This window comes from Litoribacter ruber (assembly GCF_018500185.1).
In the GTDB taxonomy this organism is placed as follows: Bacteria; Bacteroidota; Bacteroidia; order Cytophagales; family Cyclobacteriaceae; genus Litoribacter; species Litoribacter ruber.
In genome coordinates, this window is record NZ_JAHBGI010000008.1 from 1 (window position 1) to 24413 (window position 24413).

Consider the following 24413-nt stretch of genomic DNA (forward strand, 5'->3'; position numbering starts at 1 on the left):
GACACTAAGTTTTTTCTTTTGCGTCTCCGCGCCTTAGTGGCCATCTTTTTTTAATACTCAAAGGGCGACTCAAAATCCCCGAGCATGGGCAGGTTCCTATCCTTCTCCGAAAGCAGAATCTCCGATTCATCCATTTGCCAGTCAATCTTCAGACTCGGGTCATTATAATAGATCCCCCCATCTGAAGGTTGATTATAGTAGTTATCACATTTGTAGAAAAACTCGGCAGACTCAGAAAGCACCAAAAAACCATGGGCAAACCCTCTTGGCAGGTAAAACTGCTTCTTGTTTTCCGCACTGAGAACTACCGCGTGGTGCTGACCAAAAGTGGGGGAGCCCTTACGGATATCCACAGCCACATCCAACACCTCACCACTTATTACCCTTACAAGTTTGGCCTGGGCGAACGGAGGAGCCTGAAAATGCAACCCACGGAAAACCCCTTTCTTGGATTTGGATTGGTTGTCCTGCACAAACTCCGGCTTGATACCGGTTACTTTTTCAAAGGTTTTGACATTGAATGACTCATAAAAATAGCCCCTCTCATCCCCGATCACATCCGGATCAATCTCAAAACAGCCCTCTAAGTTGGTTTTAATGATTTTCATCCTGCAAAATTAAGGAAGTTTCTGTACTTAAGGTATTCGCAAGTGCGAAATTAGAAGGACGAAGGACGAAGTGCTTCTTCGCGGAAAGAAAAGGGTCACAGAGTTCCGCAGAGTTTAAATGGAGTTTCACTGAGTTCCTTCATCGCGGCAGAATTATTTGATCAAAATCGTCACTTAGTATTAGGACTGACAACGAAGGCCTTTTCGAGATTGCTTCGGTTCACTAATACCCAATCCGAAGAGCGCAGCTCGAAGGGAGGGCCACGAGAGTAAAAACACAGGATTGCTTCACAAGAGTAAAATGGCCACCAGCCAACATCTGCTGCTCGAATACTTGGTACCTGGTACGTGGTACTTGGTACCCACTCGTAAGCACGAAATTAGAAGTACGAAGTGAAGACACGGAATGTCGCACACCGCTCCCATCTTAGTACCTAGCACCAAGGGCGAAGTGGGATAAAAGGGACACGGACCTGCCTGCGCAGGCAGGGTTTCGCAGAGGATTAATGGAGTTTCACAGAGCTTCTTCGCGGAGGATTGTGTAAAAAGTTCAAGAAAAATTAGCTGATACCCCATCCGAAGAGCGCAGCTCGAAGGGAGGGCCACTAGAATAAAGACGCAGGATTGCTTCATCAGGGCAAAATGGCCAACAGCCAGCCTCTGATGCTCGAATACTTGGTACGTGGTACTTGGTACCCACTCGTATGCACGAAATTAGAAGTACGAAATGAAGACACGGAATATCGCACCACCGCTCCCATCCTAGTACATAGTACTTAGTACCTAGTACAATATTTAACCTCCTGACTCAAAACATTTTACCCCTTTTTCACTTTACACTTTTAGCTAATTCCCAATTGCTAAAATTATGAAAAAGGTTTCCACTTTATTGCTCCTCATCGGGATTTTCTGGACCGCACTTCAGGAAAGTATGGCCTGCACCCGAGTGGTCTATCAGGGACCAAATGGCAACATCATTACCGCCAGAAGTATGGACTGGAAGACGGAAATTCCGGCAAACTTGTGGATTTTCCCGCGGGGAATGCAGCGCAATGGGCAGGTTGGCGATAACTCCATTTCTTGGAGCTCCAAACATGGAAGCATTATCACCAGCTCTTGGGATATTGCCTCTTCCGACGGCATGAACGAAAAAGGGCTGGCCGGAAACCTACTGTGGCTGGTAGAATCCCAGTACCCGGAGTTCGAAAAAGACAGCAATCAACCAGGGCTTTCTATTTCAATGTGGCTGCAATATGTACTGGACAACTTCGAAACAGTGAAAGAAGCAGTTGGCGAACTCTCCAAGGAGGAGTTTGTGGTGGTCAGCTCCCATATTCCAGGCACGGAAACCTTTGCCACCGTACACCTTTCCTTATCCGACAAACATGGCGACAACGCTATATTTGAATACATAGATGGAAAGCTTGTCATTCACCATGATAAATCTCATGTGGTGATGACCAACTCACCTATTTTTGAGGAGCAGTTGGCCATCAACGCCTACTGGAAAAGCATCCCCGGCACGATCATGCTGCCAGGCACAAATAGAGCCGCCGACAGGTATGTCAGGGCCAGTTATTACATAGACGCAATTCCTAAATCAGAGGACAGGAGGGTTGCAGTCGCCAGCGTGTTCAGCGTGATCCGTAACTGTTCAGTTCCTCTTGGGATCTCCACCCCTGATCAGCCCAACATATCCTCCACCCGGTGGAGAACTGTGGCCGACCACAAGAACCTGGTCTACTATTTCGAGAATGTGTTAAACCCTAATGCGATATGGGTAGCCTTCGAAAACATAGATTTCAGCGAAAATGCCGAAGTCAAAAAAATATCCCTAAGCGACAATGAAAACTATTCTGGCGAATCCTCCGCGGAATTCGAGGCGGCGAGTCCGTTTGATTTTGCGGGGTTGGAGTGAAAAGAAAACATGATTGGAATATCTAATCTCGCATTCTCTTTACCCTCTTAACCCATGCTTCAGGAGCTCTGCTAGTATGAAACACACCGATTATTAATATGAGGCTATCTCTTAAAATATAAACTATATGAAAAGGAAATCTTTTCACCAGCTTTCTTCTCACATCTTTAAATTGTGGAGAACAGTGCATTGGATCTCGTAAGATTTGATTAATCGCTGATTCAATGCATAGCACGAAATCATTTCCCAAACCAGCCTTTCTCAGATTGTACCAATTGAAAAAATCTTGAATATCTAGCCTTGCCTCCCCGGTAAATTCAAGCCGAAAATTCATTTATGTTCTTTTAAGCTATCCTTAACCTCGGACCATGAATAAGTTGTTGATTCTCCTCTGTCGTATTTATCTATACGCCTCTTGATCTCATCTTTTTGCTCTGTAGTAAACTCAGGTTCGGACTCCTCAGGTAGTGAATCCCAAATAGCTTCTGCTATTAATATTCTTTCAGCCTCACTGAGTTGCAATATATCTTTCAGAATCTTTTCCATATATGAATATAACGATAAATCTTCATTTTTGGCTAAATGTTTGACCTACAGTTCTCGCATTAAAGCCTCCTCAAACCATTATTAAAACATACCAGCGTGGAACCAGATCCTCCTCAGGAGGATCTGTGGTAAAACCTCAGTTCTCAGGAATTAATAGCTGCTTCTGGCTATTTATATTCCTCCACTGTTTCAAATTCCTACGATTTTGAGTCTAATGAGGGGGAATTCAATGTTGCTACAGGCAAAAGATCCACCATCTCATCTATTACCTATATAAGATGGTGGACTAAAAATATTATCCTTATGACGGTCTCCACAAGATTGCGGAAATCTCATTATTGAGTTAACAATGCGCGATTCAAGGCAATTCAGCCAAAAAGCTAAATTACTGCCCCAAAAACGGGAACACCTGCTTGATGACCTTGTTGTTGGCGTCTTTGGTGGTGACTTCTTCGATTCTTTTTCCATCCAACACGACCAATTCGTAGTTTTCAATCACTTTATCAGGTACGATTATACGGGCAAGGATGATTTGATGGTCTGTGATTCTTACAACTCTGTAGGGCCGCTTTAAACCGGTTAAGTTAACGTCAATGAATACAAATCCATTTTCCTCATAAGGCTCATCTAGGGTCATCGGCTGCTGGGCATGCAGCATGGAATCCGTAGTGGGACCAAATTTGTTGCGGTTGTAGCGCGTCTTCGTTCGGGGCTGGAAAGTATTCCCTTGGGCCATTTCTTTGGCTTTATTGACGGTAACGGGCTCCTTCACGTATGGTGTAGCCGTGTAGGCCACTTGCACAGGAGAGTAAAATTGAACCCCTTTTTGATAATTGTTTGAAATGTAAACTAAATCAGCGCCAAGCATGGCAGCCTCCAACTTGAGTTTCCGCATGGCACGCTGGTTCACATTGTTGATGGCAGCAAAAATCGTCACCCCGCGGGCCTTGCTGTAAATCTGCGGCATTGCCTGCAACCCATCCAGCTGGGATTCAAAATCGGCAACGCCAATCTCTGTCCACCTCTTATAGGCATTTTGATTGAGACCCTGGGAAAAGGCAGAAAAACTCACCGCCATAAAAGCCAAAATGGCAAAAACTACTTTATACATATATTTAGAAATTGGTTTTCTTTTAATCAAATTGGGTTGGCTTGCTTCGGTCTTCCGTCTTCCGTCTTCAGTCTTCCGTCTTCTCTCTCCCTCCCATACGTCAAAACTAAAACAATTGTTCATAAAAAAAGCGCTTCCAAGTGGAAGCGCTTTAATATTTTCAGTTATCGTCTGATAATGATACTGTTATTAGTTGAACAGATATCTTACACCAACCTGCATTCTCCAAACGTTAGCTAGAGAGTTTGACAATCTGAAGGTTTCAGTTGGGAAGTCAGTAGTAGAAGGATTAGGGTTCATTCTGTAAACTGGCTGTCCTGCATCGTTAACACCTCTGTAGTTCAAGAGGTTGTTCTGCCACTGGAATTGAGGGATACCCCACTCAGAGTTGAACATGTTACCTATGTTAGTGAAGTCCATAGAAAGCTGAAGTCTATGCTGACCATCTTTCGCTACGTGGATATCCTGAAGGATTCTCAAGTCAAATCTGTGAACGAAAGGAGAAACAGCTCCATTTCTTTCAGCCAACTGGCCTCTTCTACCGCTCAAATATTCAGACTGATCGATGTAAGCATCAAGCACTTGTCTTTGCTCCGCTACAGTCACCGCTCTACCATCAAGTGTGAATTCTTCAAAATTTAATTCATTAGCTGAGTTAGGAACGTACATCAATCTGTTAGAACCGTCACCAAAGTTGCCAGAATAAGTGTAGCTATATCTACCTGCGTTTCCACCTTCGTAGAATACCCCGATTGTGGTATTGTTAGTCTGATAAGAGAAGCTTGCAATCAATCTATGAGGCTGATCGAAGGCTGCATATCCAAGCTCAGGAGCATTTCTGTCTACCTGTACCGTGTTTGGCCATAGAGAGATCGCCTGGCTTCCACCTGATGCATCCAAATCTCTAGATCTAGATCTTGTATAAGCAATGCTAGTGAAGAATCCACCGTCAAATTGCTTAGACAACTGAGCAGTCAAAGAGTAATAATCTGCTTTCTGAGAAGCGTTAGTCAAATAGAATACGTTTCTGAAATCAGGGTCATTTGAATAGTTAGTACCATTCCAGAAAGGTCTGTTATCAGGACCAGCTAATGTACCATCAGGAGATCTAAGAATTGCGTTATAGGCAATTGGAGTAGTTACATCCTGAGAGTAGATGAAGTCAAACGTACCGATGATTCCGAAAGGAAGCACTTGGTCAACACCAAGGTTGGTTCTCCAAACCTGTGGAAGTCTGAAGTTTCTATCTGTCAAGTTAAGCTCGTTAGATAGAGTAGCTGCAGGATTTTCTGGAGTATAAGCTGTTACGTCTGGGTTGAAAATGATACCAGCATCGATTACATCCTGTCCTTCAAGACCGTAACCACCTCTGATCACACCTGAACCGTTCACTTGGTTAGACATCCATACGAAAGGTATACGTCCGGAGAATACACCTGTACCACCTCTTACTTGAGTAGTTCTGTCACCTGTTACATCCCAGTTGAAACCAACTCTCGGAGAGAACAATGGGTTAACTTTAGGGAACTGGCTAACATCAGGAACGAATGTGTTGCCGTCAGGACCAGTGAAAGTTTTGTTCAAATCATCCAACAATTGGTTATTAGGAATATTTACTGGGTAGAAAGGAAGATCAACTCTCAAACCACCTGTTACTTTCAATTGAGGAGTAACTTGGAATTCATCCTGAACATAGATACCAAGCTGTGCAAATCTTGTCTCATCAGTTGGAGGAGTTGTAGATCCGTCCAAAGCAAATCCTTTAGAGAATGCAATTGGATGAACGTTCGGGTTTCTGTTGATAACACCTTCCACGAAATCGTCATAAGAACCATATCTGTAGAATCCGTTGAACACAGGGTTAAACGCGTTGTCAAACGTCATGTATTCGAAGTTACCACCGATAGTGTAAGTATGTCTTCCTTTGTAAATTGAGAAGTTGTTGGTGATGTTCAATACATTGTTTTCAAGCAGGTTACCTACTGTAAACAATTCGTTACCCATTGACATGTAGTAAAGTGGGTTTCCAGAAGCATCTGGCTGCATTACTTCGATGAATGGGAAATCCTGTCCACCTGGAACACCTCTTTTAGGGTCAGTGATTGAAGTATAACCAATGTTCAACTGGTTAGACATGTTGTTGCTGATTCTAGAAGTCAATTCAGCTACCATGGACTGTACTCTTCTGTCGTTGGTATAGTTGGCATTTCTGAAGTTGATACCTTCTACACCAATTCTACTAGTGTTGAAATATCTAGTCTGGTTGTAACGTATAGAGTTTACGTTAGTAGGTATATCCGTGAAGGCAGTATAGTTATTGTATCTCAACGTCAACTTGTTGTTGTTGTTGATGTTGTAATCCAATCTCAAGTTGAATCTTTCTTGCTCAGATGCAAATGGATAGGAGTCAGGAGCACCAGTATCATATCCGTAAATGTTCATCATCTGCTCTCTAACGAAGTTAGCTTGAGACAACGGAACTCTAGAAATAAACTGACCATCTGGAGTTTCTCCTTCTCTAGCAGCTCTTCTCAAAATTGCTGGAGTTGATTCAGTTTCCTTTTCGTAGTTGACGAAGAAGAACAATTTATCTTTAATGATTGGACCCCCAAGTCTGAAACCCATTGTTTCATTCTTAGAATCACCAGGATTCAAGAAAGTTTCTCCAATTTTTGTACCGATCATTTGATCGTTTCTTAAGAAATAATAAGCAGAACCCGTGAATTGGTTAGTACCTGATCTAGTTACGGCGTTTACACCTGCACCAGTAAAACCACCCTGACGAACGTCATATGGAGCAAGGTTTACCTGAACTTCTTCAATCGCATCAAGTGATACTGGGTTGCCACCGGCAAACTGGCCAGAACCAAGACCGAAGTTGTTGTTGTAGATGTTACCATCAATGGTAAAGTTGTTGAATCTAGAGCTTGTACCAGCGAAAGAGTTACCGTTAGACTGAGGAGTCAATCTGGTAAAGTCGTTGATACTTCTAGAAATAGTAGGAAGAGAGTTGATAGTCTCGTTAGAAAGGTTCAAAGCAGCACCAGTTCTGTCAGAGTTCATCACCTTATCCTTTGAAGCACTTACTTCAATCACATCAAGGTCCATACCGTCGCTCATTCTGGCGTTGATGGTATAATTTTGACCTAGGGCAAGCTGAATGCCTTCGTAGATTCTGTCTTCGAAGCCAATGTAAGTGATAGCGACACGGTAAGGACCGCCCACTCTTACGTTAGCCAATACAAATCTACCTTCGATGTTTGTCACCGCGCCATAGCGGGTTCCAGAAGGCTCGTGAATGGCAACTACGTTAGCGCCAGGAAGCGACTCTCCTGTCTCGTCGGTCACTATACCCTGCATACTTGCAGTAGTAACCCCTTGTGCAAACAATGTCCCTGAAGCAGAGATAAACATTGCAAGCGCAATCACACATTTAAGTAAGGAATTCCTCATAATATTTTGTTTTGTCGGAAAATGGATTTTAGTTAGGTTATATAATTTTCTTTTCCGGCAGCAAAGATAGATTTGATTTGCTAAGTGATTGACATGCCAATGTTTACAAAACATTAAGAATTAAGGTTTTTTAACAGGCTTTCTTAACATTGGCTTAACATTGCAAAACTTAAAAACCTCTTATTTCACTATTCTAATTTTTAGTGATTTTATTCCAACACCCAGCCCCAATAATGATAAAATTCCAGTTTATTTAGCCAAGGTAACACCAAGGTTGGGGGAATGTTAAAATCGGTTGTACAAAGAACTATGTACTAGATACTAAGTAAAAAGCCTGCCTGGTTCTCGCGACCAGGCAGGCTTTATGTATGACTGTTAAAATTTAACCGCTAAGAACTCAAAGAAACGCTTAGTTAGCAGATAGTAGATGTCCCCCTTACTTCCAACTCCTCCTTTGCGCCACTCAGCGCCCTTTGCGGTGAGTTATTAACCTCTGATCCTCCGCGCCTCCGCGGTTGTCACGTCCTAAATTTACTTGACACTTTTTTCTCAAACTTTTAAATTTTTCTCCGCGAAGTGGCCTTTGTGAAACTTCGTGAAAACTTTGTGGCCTTTGTGGCCATTTTTTTCCAACATCCGACATCCGACATCGGACATCCAACTTTAAAATGTATACCTCACACCCAATTGCGCTCGCCATCTTGAGAAAAAGTCATTGGGGAGCCAGGCCTCATCGCCACGGACATCAGCTTTAAAGGCCGGGATATTCGGATCCACAGCCACAGGCACCCCATTGATCGTTTGTGGCTCAGCCCCGGCCACCGGATTGGTACCAAATTGTGCTACAGTCATAAACTGGGCGTTTTGGATCGCATAGGACCTTCCCCATTCGTTGTTGAGCAAGTTGCCCGCATTCAGCACATCAAAGGTCACTTCCAGCCTGCCGGCATTTCTCACAATGATCTCCTGGGCCACCCTCACATCAAATCGATGCTCAAACGGCGTCCTGCCTCCGTTTCGCTCGGCATAATCTCCCCTTCTACCATTCAAATAGGAATTGTTGCTGATGAAGTTGTTGATGGCATTATATTGCTGATCGGCAGTTTCCACCAACACCCATTGATCATTCTCCACCACATATCGATCATAGAGCACGATTTCGTTTCTACTGGCAGGAATGTAAATTAGGTCATTTCCAAATACACCATCACGGTTCATATCCCCCTGATAAGTGAATGAAATCGGCACACCGGATTGACCGTTGTAAAATATCCCCACTGAGGTAGCCAGAAATCCGGCATATTCCTTTCTATAATTAATGGCTGCCACGATTCTATGGGGCACCATAAACTGGGAGAAAGAAAGCTCTGGGTTATTGGGATTTCCCACTGTCGGCACGTTTCTCCAGTTGGAGATAGCCTGGGAAGAGTTGCCCGGGTTGATATCCTTGGCCACACCATAAGTATACCCAATGTTGGCCATCAGCCCGTTTTCAAATTGTTTACTCAATTGCCCTGTCAAATTATAAGTATACCCTTCATTGGTGTTGGTCAGGTAGACAATATCGGTGAAGTTTGGATTGATGAATGCTCCATCAAATCGCCTTCTGTTATCTGCACCTTCAAAGAAGGTAAACTGATTATCTTCCAAACCAGCAATATTCAGGTTTTGATAAAGGATGTTGTTGAAATTCTGCGTATAAATACCGTCAAAGGTAAATACATATCCATCGCCAATCATATAATCAGCACCCAGGTTCAGCCTCAACACCTGTGGATATCTAAACCTTCTGTCGGTCACGTTAATCTCTGATGTGAAAGTAGGCAGCCCCAAGTCCGCAGCATTGGGCTGGTTGTTGGGGTCAGGGTTGAAAGTGAACCCTTCCGGAAAGTCACCCCGCTGCCGCTGGGCCTGGAGTCTGGCGATTTCTACACCTGTGTTGGAAAACTGGTTGGAAAGCCAAACAAAGGGAAGCCTTCCCGAGAAAATTCCCACCCCACCGCGAAGCTGGAAGGTGGCGTCACCGTTGACGTCCCAGTTAAACCCAAACCTTGGGGACCAAAGCAGATTCGATCCAGGCATCCTGTTAGTAGCCACATCAAACCTGTTGGCAATAGGAGAATTGTTAAATTCTGGATTAGCTGATGGGTCATCCGGGAAAATTGGCACATCCACCCTCACTCCAAAGGTCAGCTTCAGATCATCGGTAGCCTGGTATTCATCCTGCGCATAGAATCCTAACTGCACAGCACGGAATTCCGCCCCCCAGTTGGGTTCATTGGGCACATTCGAAAAGGATAGGTCATATGTCAAAGGAAAAACCTCCCCTGGAGTACCCACCGTCAACCAATCATCCAAGCTGGCATAACGATAGGACCCGAATGCCTGCCTGATGAACAGGTTATAAATATTATAAAACTCATTGTGCGTACCCAAAGTGAAAGTATGCTTTCCTTTGAAGACGCTGAAGTTATTGGTCAGCGTAAACACATCCTGGTTTAGGGTGTTGGCGGTACCAAATTGCTCGGAACCCAGCTGAATATTTCTACCCCCACCCAGGTCGACCTGCACATAAGGGAATGGGGTACCCACAAAGCCCCGGTCATCTCTTACCGTAGTATACCCAATTCTCAATTCGTTGGACGCACTGTTTCCAAAACGGGAATTCAGTTCTGCCACAGTAGTATTGGTAGTACTTGGAAAAAACTGCGCCCCTCCGGACAATACAAATGTATTCGCATTTCTAAACACACTCAGCGCTTCCGCATTCACGTAATTGTGGCGGATGGAAAAAGTATTATTGTTGTTGATATTCCAATCCAAACGCACAAAGATCTTTTCGGTATCGGTAGTCTGGTTAAACGGCCCTGCATCACCAATATCGGCATTTGGAGAAATCCGGTTAATGACGCTGGTTACCTGATTGATTTCATCCTGCGTGATGTTGGAGCCCTCACCGATCCCAAACAGCTGCGGCTGGGTTCTTTCGGTCAACTCCCCATTGAGGAAGAAAAACAGTTTGTCCTTGATTATGGGACCGCCGACTCTAAACCCATATTGCCTTTCAGTATAGTCTGGAACCCTTTCTCCTTCAGTAGCCGGAAGCACCCCGGTACCGGTTAGGTTTTGGTTGTTGACAAAATAATAGGCAGACCCTCTAAAGGTATTGGTTCCGCTACGGGTCACGGCATTGATACCGCCTCCTGTAAACCCGCCCATCCTGACATCAAAAGGCGCAAGCTCCACATTGATTTCCTCAATGGCATCCAAGGAAATAGGCTGGGTGCCCGTTTGTCCACCATTGGTACCATCGGCAGCCAGACCAAACACATCATTGTTTACTGTTCCGTCAATGGCAAACTGGTTATACCGGTTATTTGTCCCAGCGAAGGAAATCCCGTTTCCTCGGGTGTTGGCCTGAGGGGTAAGTCTGGCAAAGTCCTGGATTCCCCGCTCAATTGATGGCAAACTGTTGATTCTTTCTGAGCCTATGTTGGTAGAGGCCCCGGTTCGGTTACCGTCAAAGACCTGGTCCCGCCTGGCGGAAATAACTACTTCATCAAGTTCAGAGGCGTCATCCAGTAGGGTGATATTGAGGTTTTGGGTTTGGCCCAGGGAGAGGTTGACATTTTCGTAGATGGATGATTCAAAGCCAATGTAGGAAATGGTGACGGTATAGGGCCCGCCCACGCGCATATTTGGTATAGAAAACCGCCCTTCCATATTGGTGGTGGTACCGTATCTTGTTCCGGATGGCTCATGCACTGCCACCACGTTTGCCCCTGGTAAGGTTTCCCCAGAAGATTCAGCTACCCGACCCGAGAGCCCCGAAGTGGTGACCCCCTGTCCCATTACCTGCCCACTGCCCACCAGGACAAGCGCAAGTATTACTACACACTGTAGGAAATGCTTCATAATTGTAGAATTTTGCTTCAAATGACATTCGTTAAATAGTTCGTAGGTGATAGTTAGCGGCCCACGGTCCACGGTCGACTGTTGACCGTGGACTGCCGGCCACGCTATACAAAATTAATGTAGTTATTATTCAAAAACGTAATCCCAAGATTAATTTTTTAACACTTTTTCACGTTTTCAAAACATTTTACTAACATTGGATCGGGCTAAAAGTTTTTGATTTCTAGGGTTTTACAATTAAATCACGTGAGAAGGGCAATTATTAGGCTCTAAATAAGATTTTCCTATCTTTATTGGCTCAAATAAAAAATGGATGGCTCGCAAAGGAATAGTTTGGTTATATGTATATTTAATGGCAGGAATCGCAGATTTGGCATTCGTCGCCAACAGTGCTGATACTTATAGATATGTGAGCAAACCCCTGCTTTTACTCTCTCTATACCTCTATTTCATCACGCAGACTTCCCTGATCAAGGGCAGCCTGCTGCGCAAAAGCATGGGTGCGGCCCTGCTGTTTTCTTTGGCTGGCGACATCTTCCTGCTTTTTCCAAATCTGTTTCTATATGGCTTGGGGGCTTTTCTGATGGCCCATCTATGTTACATTGTAGCTTTCAAGCTGACCCAGCATTTTCAGTTTAGCTTCTACACAGTTAATTTTGTAAAGCTGTTTTTCTACAACCTCCCCATCTACATCCCCGGGGCAATCATATATTTCCTGATTCAACCCAACCTCAATGATCTAAAAATCCCCGTTGTAGTTTACCTGATCGTGATACTGATGATGGCTTCCCTGGCTCGGGAAAGATTTGGCCGGACCAATGCGTCCAGCTTTTGGCAGGTTTTCATCGGGGCCATGCTCTTCATGGTTTCCGATGGCATCTTGGCCCTCAACATGTTTGGCTACCCCATGGTGGATGGCGACACCCTGGTGATGGGGACCTATATTTTAGCTCAGCTGCTGATCGTAATGGGGATCCGCAGTCATATTGTGTCGCATCCTACGGAGTAGGTTTATAAGTTTATGTTTCGCGGCCGCGAAAGGATTAAAGGTTTAAGAGTTTCTTTTAACCCACTTGTCCGGATTCTTTGATGTATCAATACCGCTCGAACAATCACCTTTCGATAATTTTCATCAATTGTAAAATGGATCATGTAGGGAAATTGACTTAATGGAACACAGTGAACATTATCATACCGAAACCTGATAATATGGATTAATTTCTAATGCTGAAAAATGGTGATCTAAATTACTTAAAAATCGATTCCCCAAATCTATTTGAACCTCTTCAAAGTAATCATATGCCTCTTGGATATCTCCGAGAGCAAGCGGCTCAACAAATACGGTAAACTCCTTATTTCAGTTTAAGCTGTTTTCTCCCCTCCTTCCAAGTCAACAGCTTGTCCTCTTCAGAGTTTTTAATCCTCTCTCTAACCAGGGAATTATGGGCTTCAGGAATCTCTGTTTCCTCTTGATCGAACCCCAAGCTCTCAATTAGCTCTAAAAAAAAGAGATATTTATCATCCGGAACATTAATAGTAACTTTTTTCATAGCGGTTCTTTAATTCCATTAATATGGCTATAAGTTCTATTTTAACCAAAAATATCCCGCAAGAGTTGAAACCCCTTTCTAACAATAAAACCCACGAAGCCATTAGCCTCGCGGGTTTGTATTAGGTGCATCAAGATTCAAAACTTTGCGCTCCTTTAAATTCTCTGCGGTTAAATCCCCTTGCTTTCCAGCTTGATATGTAACTCCTTCAACTGATCCTCAGCAATACTGCTCGGCGAATCAATCATCACGTCGCGGCCTGAGTTGTTTTTAGGGAAGGCAATGTAATCCCTGATGGAATCGGATCCACCGAAGATGGCACACAATCTGTCAAATCCAAAAGCAATCCCACCATGTGGCGGGGCACCGTACTCAAAAGCCTCCATAAGGAATCCAAACTGCTTTTGTGCTTCCTCGTCGGTAAAACCAAGGTGCTTAAACATTAGCTGCTGGGTAGCGCGGTCGTGGATTCTGATCGAACCTCCACCTATCTCTACACCGTTGATCACCAAATCATAGGCATTGGCACGTACAGCTCCCGGGTCCGTTTCGAGAAGCGGGATATCTTCGGCTTTTGGTGATGTGAAAGGGTGGTGCATGGCGTGGAACCTTGCCGTCTCCTCATCCCACTCCAGCAATGGAAAATCCATCACCCACAGTGGCCTGAATACTTCACGATCACGTAGCCCCAAATCTTCACCCATCTTGAGCCTAAGCTCTGACATCTGCTTCCTTGCTGTGTTTTTGTCTCCAGACAATACCAAAATCAAATCTCCCGCCTCGGCACCGCACTTATCGGCCCAAGCCTTCAAGTCATCCTGGTTGAAAAACTTATCCACAGAGGATTTGAAGCTTCCATCCGCATTGCACTTCACATATATCAAACCTTTGGCGCCGATTTGTGGTCGCTTCACCCAATTGGTCAACTCATCCAGCTGCTTTCTGGTATACTCACCGGCTCCTTTGGCGCAGATTCCCAATACCAGTTCAGCAGAATCAAACACGGCAAAGCCTTTGTTTTGGGCCACGTCATTCAATTCCACAAACTTCATATCAAACCTCAAATCAGGTTTGTCGTTGCCATAATATTTCATGGCATCGGCGAAAGTCATCCGCTCCACTTCACCAAGTTCCACCCCTTTCACATGGGTGAAAAGGTGGCGTACCAATTCCTCAAAAGTATTGAGCACATCCTCTTGCTCCACAAATGACATCTCGCAGTCAATCTGGGTGAATTCAGGCTGCCTATCTGCCCTCAAGTCCTCATCCCTGAAGCATTTCACAATCTGAAAATAGCGGTCAAATCCACTTACCATCAAAAGTTGCTTGAAGGTCTGAGGGGACTGCGGCAAAGCGTAAAACTCCCCCGGATTCACCCTGCTAGGTACCACAAAGTCCCTTGCACCCTCTGGTGTGGACTTTATCAACACGGGCGTTTCTACCTCGATAAAGTCCTGCCCGTCCATAAATTTACGGGTTTCCTGCATCATGCGGTGGCGGAGCTGAAGCTTGTTGCGCACCACATTGCGGCGAAGGTCCAGGTATCGGTATTTCATCCTCAATTCCTCGCCACCGTCCGTTTCATCTTCGATGATAAAGGGAGGAACCTTGGCCTTGTTCAGCACCTCTAGGGAAGTCGCTTTGATTTCGATATCCCCGGTTGGAATTTTATCGTTTTTGGAGGTCCTTTCGATCACGGTTCCCTGCACTTGGATCACAAACTCGCGTCCAAGGGAGGCCGCCTTTTTAAGCAGGGCCTCATCGGTGCTGCCTTCCTCAAGTATCAATTGCGTCACGCCATATCGGTCGCGAAGATCCACCCAAATGAGTCCGCCTTTGTTTCTGACACGCTGCACCCATCCGGCCAACGTCACTTCTGTATTTATATCTTCCGCGCGGAGTTCTCCACAGGTATGTGTTCTTAGCATAACTATCAATAGTTTCGGTCACAAAGGTGCAAAGATAAAGGTTCTGCCAGCAGATTGCAGTTTTTTGGGAGATGATTATTTGTTTACTGGAATATTTTTTCTTCGGTCTTCCGTCTTCCGTCTTCGGTGTCACGTCCCAAATTAACTTGACACTTTTTTCTCAAGCTTTTAAAATTTTCTCCGCGAAGTGGCCTTTGTGATACTTCGTGAAAACTTTGTGGCCTTTGTGGCCATTTTCTACTTCGGTCTTCCACCCCGCCAATCAAAGAAGATTTGGCATCCGACCTCAAGACTGAAACCCATAAAAGTTTTTTAACCAAGTCCTTTTTAGTATATTTAAAATAACCTTTTTGACTTTTCAATGAAAAAATACCTGTTTCCGGCTCTCAGCGTTATCTTTTTTAGTTGAGATTTATTGAGAAAAATATAAAAAAATAAAGACGAACGCTTAGTTTTTCAGCATTTTATGAACTTATTTTGTACTAAACGATACGCTCTAATTAAGTAGCCATGAAGAAAATTTGGATGACTGTAGGATTCGTCCTACTGGTAGCGGCGGGGTATAGCTATTTGAAATATAATAAGCAAGACAAAGAGCTCCTTGCCCATCAAGACCTTGAAAATGAGGTTGATTTAGAAGATGAAATCATTGAAGAAATAGAGGAAATCCTCTATGGGATCACTATCAACGACCTGGATATCACCGAGGGCCTTGTAGGGAAGAACCAAACCCTTTCCACCATCCTTTCCCCTTTCAATGTCCCTTATCAAATCATCGATGAGCTGGCCAAGAAATCCAAGGATATTTTTGACGTCAGAAAGATCGCTTTCAATAAAAAATACACCGTACTCACTCCAAAAGATTCCGCACAGGCGCAGTTTTTCATTTATGAGCCTAATCCCGCAGAATTTGTAGTATTCAGACTCGATTCCGTAGATATCTACAAAGAGGCCAAGCCTATGGAGCTTCGCAAAAGAGAAGTGGCCGGCACCATTACCAAATCCCTTTATGTCAACATGGTGGAGCAGGGCGTAACGCCTGACCTGATTGACCAGTTTGCCGATCTTTATGGCTGGACGGTAGATTTCCAGAGGGTTCACAAAGGAGACAAGTTCAAAGTAATTTACAACGAAAAAGTGGTAGATGACCACGTTGTTGGGGTTGAGGATATCGAAGTGGCGTATTTTGAGCATTTGGGCACTCCCTATCATGCCATTCCATTTGAGCAAAATGGGGAAATCGCCTATTTTGACCAAGAGGGCAACAGCTTGAAAAAAGCATTTTTGAGAGACCCTTTAAAATATACACGAATCAGTTCGAGGTATAACCTGAAGAGATTTCACCCTGTACAGAAAAGATACAAGCCGCACTTAGGCACGGATTATGCCGCTCCAACTGGCACAGAAATCCGCTCTGTAGGCGACGGAACAGTAGTGGAATCCAAGTTTACTAGTGCCAATGGCAACTATGTCAAAATCAAACATAACGGCACCTACACCACACAATACCTTCATATGTCCAAAAGAGCTGTCGCTGCAGGTACTCGCGTGAAGCAAGGCCAGGTAATCGGCTATGTGGGCAGCACAGGCTTGGCTACCGGACCGCATCTTTGCTTCCGATTCTGGAAAAACGGCAAGCAGGAAGACTGGTTGAAAGAAAAAATCCCACCTTCCGCTCCAATTGCCAAGGACAACCGCATGGCTTACGAAAGGCTTCTTATGGAAAAACTGGACCAACTGGCCAATATCCCATATGCAGGTGAAGAGCAACCTTTGCTGACAAGTGCGGAATAAAGGAAATAGCCACAAAGAAACGAAGGCGCAAAGTTTTATGGACTTTGCGCCTTCATTTTTTTAAAATTCTCTGTGGAAGAGAAAACCTGCTTTTGCCGGTAAGCAGACTCGGTGAAACTCTTTTGTTTAGAACTCTGTGGAACTCTGTGTCCCTTTTGCTTGGCGGTTTACTTATTAGCTTCAGTAAAAGCAGTTGCTTTCTCCTTGGGGAGTTCCTCTTGAGCCAAGTCAGAAGATGAAAATCTCACCTCAGTTCTTCTATTTGCCTGGTGCTGCTCTTCGGTGCACTGGCTGCATTCCACGACTGGACGGGTTTTGCCAAACCACTGGAAGGCCATCCTGTTTTCATCCACTCCACGCCCCTTAAGGTAATCAAACACCACTTGCGCCCTTCTCTCCGAAAGCCTCTTATTGTAATCTTCCGATCCACGGATATCCGTATGTCCCTGCAGATCCAACTGGAAATCCCTACGTTGCTGCATCCATAAGGCAAGTTTTTCCAGTTCCATCTTATGAGGAAGCCTCAAGGTATATTTATCAAAGTCAAAGTAAACCCGGGGAAGGGCCAGCAACCCATTTTCCTGCAGCCTATCCTGAATGGCTGCCAATAGGGTATTTTCATCGCAGTCGGCAGCGGCTAGATCAATGGGAAAATCGTAATCTTTGCCACTTTCAGGGAAAGCCCTCAGCACGAGCTCACTCCTCCTATTTAGCTGATGATCAGTTTCCGAACAAGGCTGACCCTCACCGCAATCCCTAACAGGCTTTTTCTTCCCATGCCACTCTGGTGTGATCCGGCTTTTCGAAACGCCTTTCTCTACCAGGTAATCCACCACCGACTCGGCTCTTTTTTGGCTAAGCTTCTCGTTGTATGCCTCTGATGCCCTCACGTCGGTGTGGGAATTCACCTGCAAATCCAAAAAATCATTTTCATTCATCATTTCAGCCAACTTGTCCAAGGCAGGCTTGGCCTCGGTTCTGATCTCAGATTTATCCAAATCATAATAGATCAGGTCCACAAAAACCGGCATCCTGTATGGTATGCGTATCATGGTGTAAAACCTTTCCAATATTTCATCCTCAATATCCTTGGTGAATATCGTGCTGTCAATTTTAGAAAAATAACCCTCACGGTGGATTTTAACCAGGTAATCTGAATCATGGTTGAGCTCGGCGGTGAATTTTGCTATCCGGTCACGGTCAGTATGTATATCCGACTTCAGCTTTCTATCCTGCAGGACGAAGAAAAACTCTTCCACCACCTCATTCCCATCGCAATCCAATAAATTCGCCAGAAAGCGCTTATACATTTCCTCCACTGTGTAAATATCGTCCAGCCCCTTACCGCCCAAGCGGTCAGATGAAAAATAGGCTTTGCCTTTCTCCTTATGGAAATATGCATAATCATCTTGGGGAGAATTATAGGGCAGGCCAAGGTTTTCGACCTCAGCAAAGCCATCATCCAGCATGGCAGCCTTTAAAATATCCAGCCCCCCAAGCCCCTCATGGCCTTCAGAGCTGAAATACAAATGCCCATCCTTTACAAAGGGGTTTCGCTCATTCTCAGCAGTATTGATAGCAGGGCCCAAGTTGACAGGTTCTCCAAATTTGAGGTCATCATCATATTCCACATAATATAAATCCAGGCCTCCATGCCCACCCTTCATGTTGGAGGCAAAATAAAGCATCTTGCTTTCCTCATCCACAAATGGAGTGATGATGGCATGCTCCAAAAATGAATTGTACGGAAAGGCCTCATAGCCCACCATTTCACCTTTGCTGTCGATTCGGCTGTAATAAAGCTCTGGATTGATGTCGTATTCCCTTTTCTTTACTCCTTTCACTTCCCTAGTGACCGTGTAAAACACAATCGGCTGTTCTTTTAAGAAAAATGGATCAGAAAAGTGGTAGGTATCGGGCACCGGGGACTGCACCTCAGAGACCTGAAAATTCTGATCAACTTTATACACCGTTAAAAAGTCCCTTCCAGTCCATCCATAGGCATCCCGACTAAACCTATTTCGCCCATCTATCCTGATTGGCCTCTTGCCCTTCCCGATTTCACCCCTGTCAGAGGTGATATAGATATTACCCCGGTAATCCTCTGCCCATCCAAAATCCGCAAATCCGGTATTCAGCGTATCCAAAGGCTTGGCCTCAACCAGGCGGTTGGGATTTTGGTTTTCCCAGGAGACCAGCGTTACATTTTTTTCCTCAAGCTCTTTTTTGAGTTCAAAATACCTGTCCATTTCCCCGGCCCGCTGGGCAGCCATGGCATAGGCTTTCCAATCCTCTGTACTGGCCTCTGGATGTCCGGCTGCGATTTGCCTCCACTTATAGGCAAGCCCATAATCCCGCATCTGCTCAAATGACTGGGCAGCACGCTGGGCGGTGCTGTATCTGGCCTTCTTTCGGTAGGCTTCACTGTAAACCTTGGCAGCTTCCCGGTAATTCAACTCTTCAAACTGCCTGTCGGCATATCTAAGCATGGAGTTTTGGGCAAACACCTGTACCCCCATGGCAAAAAAGACGATAATCAACAATAACTTCTTCATAATCAAAACCATCTAGGATTCTTCATTCTGACATTGCGCGGAGTGACATAATAGCCCACAGACAACTCGTGGGAGTTGTTCCGGTAGTTGTTCAGCACGTTGGTATTGTGGTCGTAAGCGTAACCTAACCTAAGGTTGCTCAGGGCAAAAACCTCCACGATAAAGGCTACCGCATTTCTACGGTTGAGATTGGCCTGCAACTGTTCGGAATCCAGGTCCACGTTGGACCTATAGCTGGCACCCAGCCACAGCCTCTCCATGAAAAGAAACATCCCATTCAAATCGTAGCTGGTAGGGGCCCCGCCGGTTTCTTCTTTTATCAAAAAGGAAGGCTTAAACTGCACTTGTTCAGATACCGGAAAAAGTGCCCCGGCCGTGAAGTAAAAATGGAAGTTGTGATAGGCAAGTGCCAAATCCTCCCTTTCCAAAGCCTGTCTGCCCACCAAATTAAAGGCGCTCAAGCCCGCATAGAATTTTGAATTGTGCCAAAACACCCCAGCATTCATATTGGGAGCAAACATGTTGTTTCTGCCCTCCGGAACATGGATATCCCCATGGTCATTGGGGTTAAATATAGATCCGTCAATCACGTACTCGGTCACCCCGGCGCTTACACCAAAACCCAAAAAGGAATCATACCCGGTTTGTAGCCGGTAGGCATAGGTGAGCAAGGCCCCAGAGGTCTGGGAAGGCCCAAGCCTGTCAGAAAGAATTGACGCCCCAAAACCCATCCTGCCCTCATTGGCACTGAGATCTGCTGTCACGGTAAACGTACGTGGCGCCCCCGGAAAATCCATCCATTGGCTCCTGTAGGTACTCTGTACATAGGGCTCACCCTTATAGCCGGCGTATCCCGGATTGATGTGGAGCCCATTGAAAATATACTGGCTAAACTGGGGCAACTGTTGCCCCTGGGTCTGCTGGGAAAAAATCAGCCCCAGCAAACCAAATACTGCTATTATTCTAAAAATCTTTTCCATTTCCGTCTTTGATTACTTGTATCCAACCCTTAAAAATTGTCTGCTGACCATTACTATCGGTGGATTTCATCACATAGTAATAGGTACCCGAATTCAGTCCCGGAGCCCCCCAGTTGTTTTGGTAATTGGTGGCTTCATAGATATGATCCCCATAGCGGTTGAAAATGGTCAGGTCATTTTGGACAAATTTGTCCAACCCTTTGATGACAAAGAAATCATTTTTCCCATCCCCTCCAGGAGTGATTACATTGGGGAAAAACACCTCTTTAATTTCATTTTCATCCCTAGCCTTGTTATTGGACAGGTCTACATCTTCCTCCCTGGAGCTTACCTCCACCTCGTTGATAATAGTCCCTTTATTGTGGGCCTTCACCTCCATGGTCAGGGTCAAAGTACCGCCGGCGGGGAAACGCTCCACCTGCCATTGAACCTGTTGACCACTGACCTGAACGCTGATCTCGGCATCAAAATCAGCCGTAAAGCTATAGCCCAGATAGGTTACTTTTGAAGGTAGCCGGTCTGTGATTATTACCGCATGAGCTGTTTCCGATCCGATGTTTTTCACCTCAATCTCATACTCAAAGGCATCCCCTTCCACTATATCCTGATTGAAGGAAGTTTTGGATATCGCCAGGTCAACTTGAGCATTTTTGACGATCACTGGTTCGGATTCTGCTTCTTTCTCAAAATCCCCAATAGTGAGCTGCGCTTTGTTTACCACTTCCCCTTCGGCAATGGCCATGGCTTCGATCACCAGCTCCACTGTTTCACCGGCAGCCAGTTCGGCTATGATAAACACCAAGGAATTCTCATCTTCCTTTTCAATATTTGAGGAGATATACATCAATTCTTCGGGAAGAAAATCTTCAATCCTGATATTCTCCAAAGTCTGATTCCCATTGTTGGTCAGGGAAATGGAATAGGTCACCATATCGCCTACCATCACTTCGGTGCGGTCCACTGATTTAGTGAAATCAACTTCAGGATCACCTGAAAGCAGTTGGAAGGTAACAATGGCCTTATCTCGATTTTGAGGATTGCCTAGTTCCCAAAGTTCATACTCCAAAGTATACGCTCTCGCCTCAGCCACGCCACCCATCAACCTCAACTTACCATCTTCCCCGATGATCAAGCCAAGGAGGCCGTCCAAATCCGTGAAAATGAAGTCAATTTGCTCAGGTTTCACTTTCTGGCCATTTAGGAGATCATTGTCCAGAATATTTCCCAAAAGCCCTCCAACCTTGGCCTCAAAATTACCGAAATGATCATCATTAGCTATGATGGTCGGGTTGTCGCCCGGAGGAGGGCCCTCACCCGCCCTGTAGGTTACCAAGGCGCTGGCTTCCAAGGCAAATTCCACCCCACCGGCATCCACGGTAACAGCAAAGGCCGTATTTCTCACCTTTCCGGCTTCAACATCGGCCGCAGTTACCGTGTAGGAGGTATAAACATGGTATTTGCTGAAAGGAGGAACCTCGGCCACGATGGTCTCTAGTCCCGTAAGGGGATCTTCCACCTTGACATTGTTTGCAGCAAAGTCACCGTCGTTGTCAATCTCAATCACATAATTGATCTCCTGACCCGCTTCGCTGAAAACCGCTCGGTCGGCTACCTTGGTCAGGGAAAGGGCGAAGTCAGCCAATACTTTGACCACCACTGGCACCTTTTCACTTTCACACCCAGCTTCATTTACCTGGCTTACATAGGCCGTATGGACACCTGGGAACCAGAGTTGCACCACTGGCTCCTCGTCCAGCTTATTGCCCCTGAAGTCATACCACACCAGGGTATGATTTGGAGAAGCCTCTACGATGTAAGTGGTGGTGCCATAATCGATGTCGACCACCCTGTTTTTCACCTTGGGAGGCGCCACTTCATTGAACTTGATTTCAAAGGCAAAGGCACACACCTCATGGTCCATTCCCACAGGCAGGGCAAAGTATGTCCCCGATTCTGAAGGGAAAGGATTATTGGCATCAAATTCCATCAACTCCACATTAGGACCTGGAATCTCCTTGTAAAACTTGATTCCTGCCGGGAAAGCGTCTTTGATCAGGTCGAAAGGAATCTCTTCCCCTTCAGCCAAGCAGAACTCAAACACCCTGTTCTGGGAGTAATCCTTGCATTGGGTTGCATCAAAGTTTTCAGTATTAACCCAAACGACCATAGGCCCGGTCATAATCTCACCCTTGCATTCTCCACCATCCTGGTAACCCTGGATTAGGGAAATTTCCTTAAACGGCGTACCGGAAACCTTACCTGTGCCCGAGATGGCGCCTTCTATAGATATGGACGGGTTACACTCCTCATTGGTAAGTATGAAACAATCCTCTGTGGCTTTGACGGTGTAGCTGAGCCTAGCCAGTACAAAATCGCTGGCCTCACCGATACTGGACGGCATGGGAAGGTCCCCTACTTTCCAAACGATCGAACCGTTAGGCCCCATAGTCGGCTCATAGGTAGCGCCAGACGAATTGTGCCCGCTAAAGAATAACTGCTCTTCTACCGTCGCATGGGAGGCGGTGAAAGGCAGGGGAATAACAATTTGGGCATCCTCAATAGGCTCGGTGCCTTTATTAAAGAGTTCAATGGTGAATTCAATCTCTTCCCCTGGCTCCACTTCGGCATTTTCCTCGGTCACTTCCTGCCCATTGATCCGACTCACCTTATTGATCCCCACAACTTCGGGCACATAGGCATCCACCGAAAACGTAAGGTTGAAAATAATGTAACGGTCACGCACGGATACATATCGGAACAGGGTTGAGGTTTGGCTATTTCCGATCACCTCATTATTTTCATTGGGAATTTCAAACATGGAAATATCCATCCCGGCATTATGCTTTAGGAATGGGTTTCGGGGATTGCCTCCTGTAAAAATGGAGGAATTGAAGAAGTTGTCAGGACTATTTCCCTCATGACTCAGACGGATAAATTCACCCGAGTTTAGGCCATTTTCGATTTCCAAATAGTTGCCATCAAGGTCCATATCGCCTTCACCGGCCATCACGCCTAACTTGATGTTGACTTCACCGTTTTGCGCGGTTTGGAAACCTTCAATCGGAATCTGATATTCCAGCACCTGGCTCCCGGTCACGTAGGCATGCCCATCAAACACGGTTACATCCCGCCAGTTCATTTTGGAGTTTTGGTACACCACTACCAGACCCCAGCCTCCGTAAAAGCCCACTTGCTCGTCGGAGCCTTCATTAAGAGCCATGTCGGCAACAAAGTACTCTCCACCGCCATGCTCCTTAACCAGATCAGTGACTTCAGCATAGGCTGAATACATCAGGCTTTCGGAGGTTTCTGGAAAATAAATGTTGTTTGGCGCAGCCGTAATGGTCTGGTAGCTTCCGTTGGCATGCTTAAACAAAACCTGTCTTTTATTCAAGGTCTTGGTAAGCCCGTCTTTGCTCACTTCAAAAGAAATGGGGCTTTCCGGACCTGCTGAGGCCCGACCCGTCCAATAAAGGCCGGCATACACCACTTCCGAGCAACTAGGGTCAGCACCGTTTTCCTGAGAAAACAACAGGGTGGCCGAGGAGGAATTGAGGGTAGTGGGATCACCGTCTATATCGACATAGACCATGGAGGTGTTGTTATTGGTAGCATCGGGGTCCTCGGTTTGGAGGTTGGTGTTTCCAATCATGGTAAAATCACCTTTGATGCTATAGATGGTTTTCTCCGGGCTCGCAGCGGCTGTGCGGGGAGAAAAAGGCACCTGAACCTGTGCCTGAGCGGGGGCAAGGCCTGCTATCATAAAGACCAGCAGCAACCAAGCGAAAATCACCCTTGGGGTACTACAGAAAGTATTCATAATCAAATAGTAACGCTAATAAAAAGTCGGTCAAGGAGACCGGAATCCTTAAAATTGAAGAAGGTAAAACCCGTTCTTACTATCTAAAATCAAAACCTGCCGAATTGGCTGCGGCAGTACCGGGAACTAAGTAAAGATTCTTTTCATAGGTAAAAAGTTTATCCGTGAATCTTACATCAAGCAACCAAAAAACCTTTTTAAAAACTAAAAAAGTACCCGAAACTATGTTTCATCA

General features: G+C 45.3%; 14 protein-coding genes. 3 read left to right on the forward strand and 11 right to left on the reverse strand.

Going from position 1 to position 24413, the window contains the following annotated elements:
• Window positions 1-50: 50 nt before the first annotated feature.
• A complete protein-coding gene (gene rfbC / locus KIH41_RS11930; RefSeq protein WP_213944494.1) occupies window positions 51-608 on the reverse strand; it encodes a dTDP-4-dehydrorhamnose 3,5-epimerase in 558 nt (185 codons plus the stop codon).
• An 868-nt stretch (window positions 609-1476) separates the two neighbouring features.
• Here rfbC and KIH41_RS11935 point away from each other — a divergent pair.
• Complete coding sequence (locus tag KIH41_RS11935; RefSeq protein WP_214162527.1) at window positions 1477-2526, forward strand: linear amide C-N hydrolase; 1050 nt, start codon at window positions 1477-1479, stop codon at window positions 2524-2526.
• Between the two features lie 22 nt (window positions 2527-2548).
• Here the strand turns inward: KIH41_RS11935 and KIH41_RS18320 are convergent, their stop codons facing one another.
• The 5 genes from KIH41_RS18320 to KIH41_RS11960 form a co-directional block, all read right to left on the reverse strand.
• Window positions 2549-2860: a type II toxin-antitoxin system RelE/ParE family toxin gene (locus KIH41_RS18320; protein ID WP_214162528.1), complete on the reverse strand. Its 312-nt coding sequence runs from the start codon at window positions 2858-2860 to the stop codon at window positions 2549-2551.
• Window positions 2857-3072, reverse strand: coding sequence for an addiction module protein (locus tag KIH41_RS11945; RefSeq protein WP_213944491.1), 216 nt, complete (start codon window positions 3070-3072; stop codon window positions 2857-2859). The genes KIH41_RS18320 and KIH41_RS11945 overlap by 4 nt, the downstream gene beginning before the upstream one ends.
• Before the next feature lie 385 nt (window positions 3073-3457).
• The gene (locus tag KIH41_RS11950; protein WP_214162529.1) at window positions 3458-4183 is read right to left on the reverse strand and encodes a hypothetical protein; all 726 of its coding nucleotides are present in this window, start codon (window positions 4181-4183) and stop codon (window positions 3458-3460) included.
• 189 nt (window positions 4184-4372) lie between these two features.
• On the reverse strand, window positions 4373-7636 hold the full coding sequence (locus KIH41_RS11955) for a TonB-dependent receptor (RefSeq protein ID WP_214162530.1): 3264 nt from the start codon (window positions 7634-7636) through the stop codon (window positions 4373-4375).
• Between the two features lie 663 nt (window positions 7637-8299).
• Window positions 8300-11551 (reverse strand): TonB-dependent receptor, encoded by a 3252-nt coding sequence (locus tag KIH41_RS11960; RefSeq protein WP_214162531.1) that lies wholly within the window; start codon window positions 11549-11551, stop codon window positions 8300-8302.
• A 352-nt stretch (window positions 11552-11903) separates the two neighbouring features.
• Between KIH41_RS11960 and KIH41_RS11965 the strand changes: the two genes are divergently transcribed.
• On the forward strand, window positions 11904-12560 hold the full coding sequence (locus KIH41_RS11965; protein WP_317194949.1) for a lysoplasmalogenase: 657 nt from the start codon (window positions 11904-11906) through the stop codon (window positions 12558-12560).
• 343 nt (window positions 12561-12903) lie between these two features.
• On the opposite strand, the gene KIH41_RS11970 is transcribed toward KIH41_RS11965, so the two are convergent.
• The gene (locus KIH41_RS11970) at window positions 12904-13101 is read right to left on the reverse strand and encodes a hypothetical protein (RefSeq protein WP_214162533.1); all 198 of its coding nucleotides are present in this window, start codon (window positions 13099-13101) and stop codon (window positions 12904-12906) included.
• A gap of 170 nt (window positions 13102-13271) precedes the next feature.
• The gene (aspS, locus tag KIH41_RS11975; protein ID WP_214162534.1) at window positions 13272-15029 is read right to left on the reverse strand and encodes an aspartate--tRNA ligase; all 1758 of its coding nucleotides are present in this window, start codon (window positions 15027-15029) and stop codon (window positions 13272-13274) included.
• Between the two features lie 510 nt (window positions 15030-15539).
• Here aspS and KIH41_RS11980 point away from each other — a divergent pair.
• Window positions 15540-16823 (forward strand): peptidoglycan DD-metalloendopeptidase family protein, encoded by a 1284-nt coding sequence (locus KIH41_RS11980; RefSeq protein WP_214162535.1) that lies wholly within the window; start codon window positions 15540-15542, stop codon window positions 16821-16823.
• A 167-nt stretch (window positions 16824-16990) separates the two neighbouring features.
• Here the strand turns inward: KIH41_RS11980 and KIH41_RS11985 are convergent, their stop codons facing one another.
• The 3 genes from KIH41_RS11985 to KIH41_RS11995 are packed head-to-tail and all read right to left on the reverse strand — an operon-like array spanning window position 16991 to window position 24178.
• The gene (locus KIH41_RS11985; protein WP_214162536.1) at window positions 16991-19378 is read right to left on the reverse strand and encodes an OmpA family protein; all 2388 of its coding nucleotides are present in this window, start codon (window positions 19376-19378) and stop codon (window positions 16991-16993) included.
• A gap of 2 nt (window positions 19379-19380) precedes the next feature.
• On the reverse strand, window positions 19381-20358 hold the full coding sequence (locus KIH41_RS11990) for a PorP/SprF family type IX secretion system membrane protein (RefSeq protein WP_214162537.1): 978 nt from the start codon (window positions 20356-20358) through the stop codon (window positions 19381-19383).
• Window positions 20342-24178: a DUF7507 domain-containing protein gene (locus KIH41_RS11995; RefSeq protein WP_214162538.1), complete on the reverse strand. Its 3837-nt coding sequence runs from the start codon at window positions 24176-24178 to the stop codon at window positions 20342-20344. Before KIH41_RS11995 ends, KIH41_RS11990 begins: the two co-directional genes overlap by 17 nt.
• Window positions 24179-24413 lie beyond the last annotated feature (235 nt).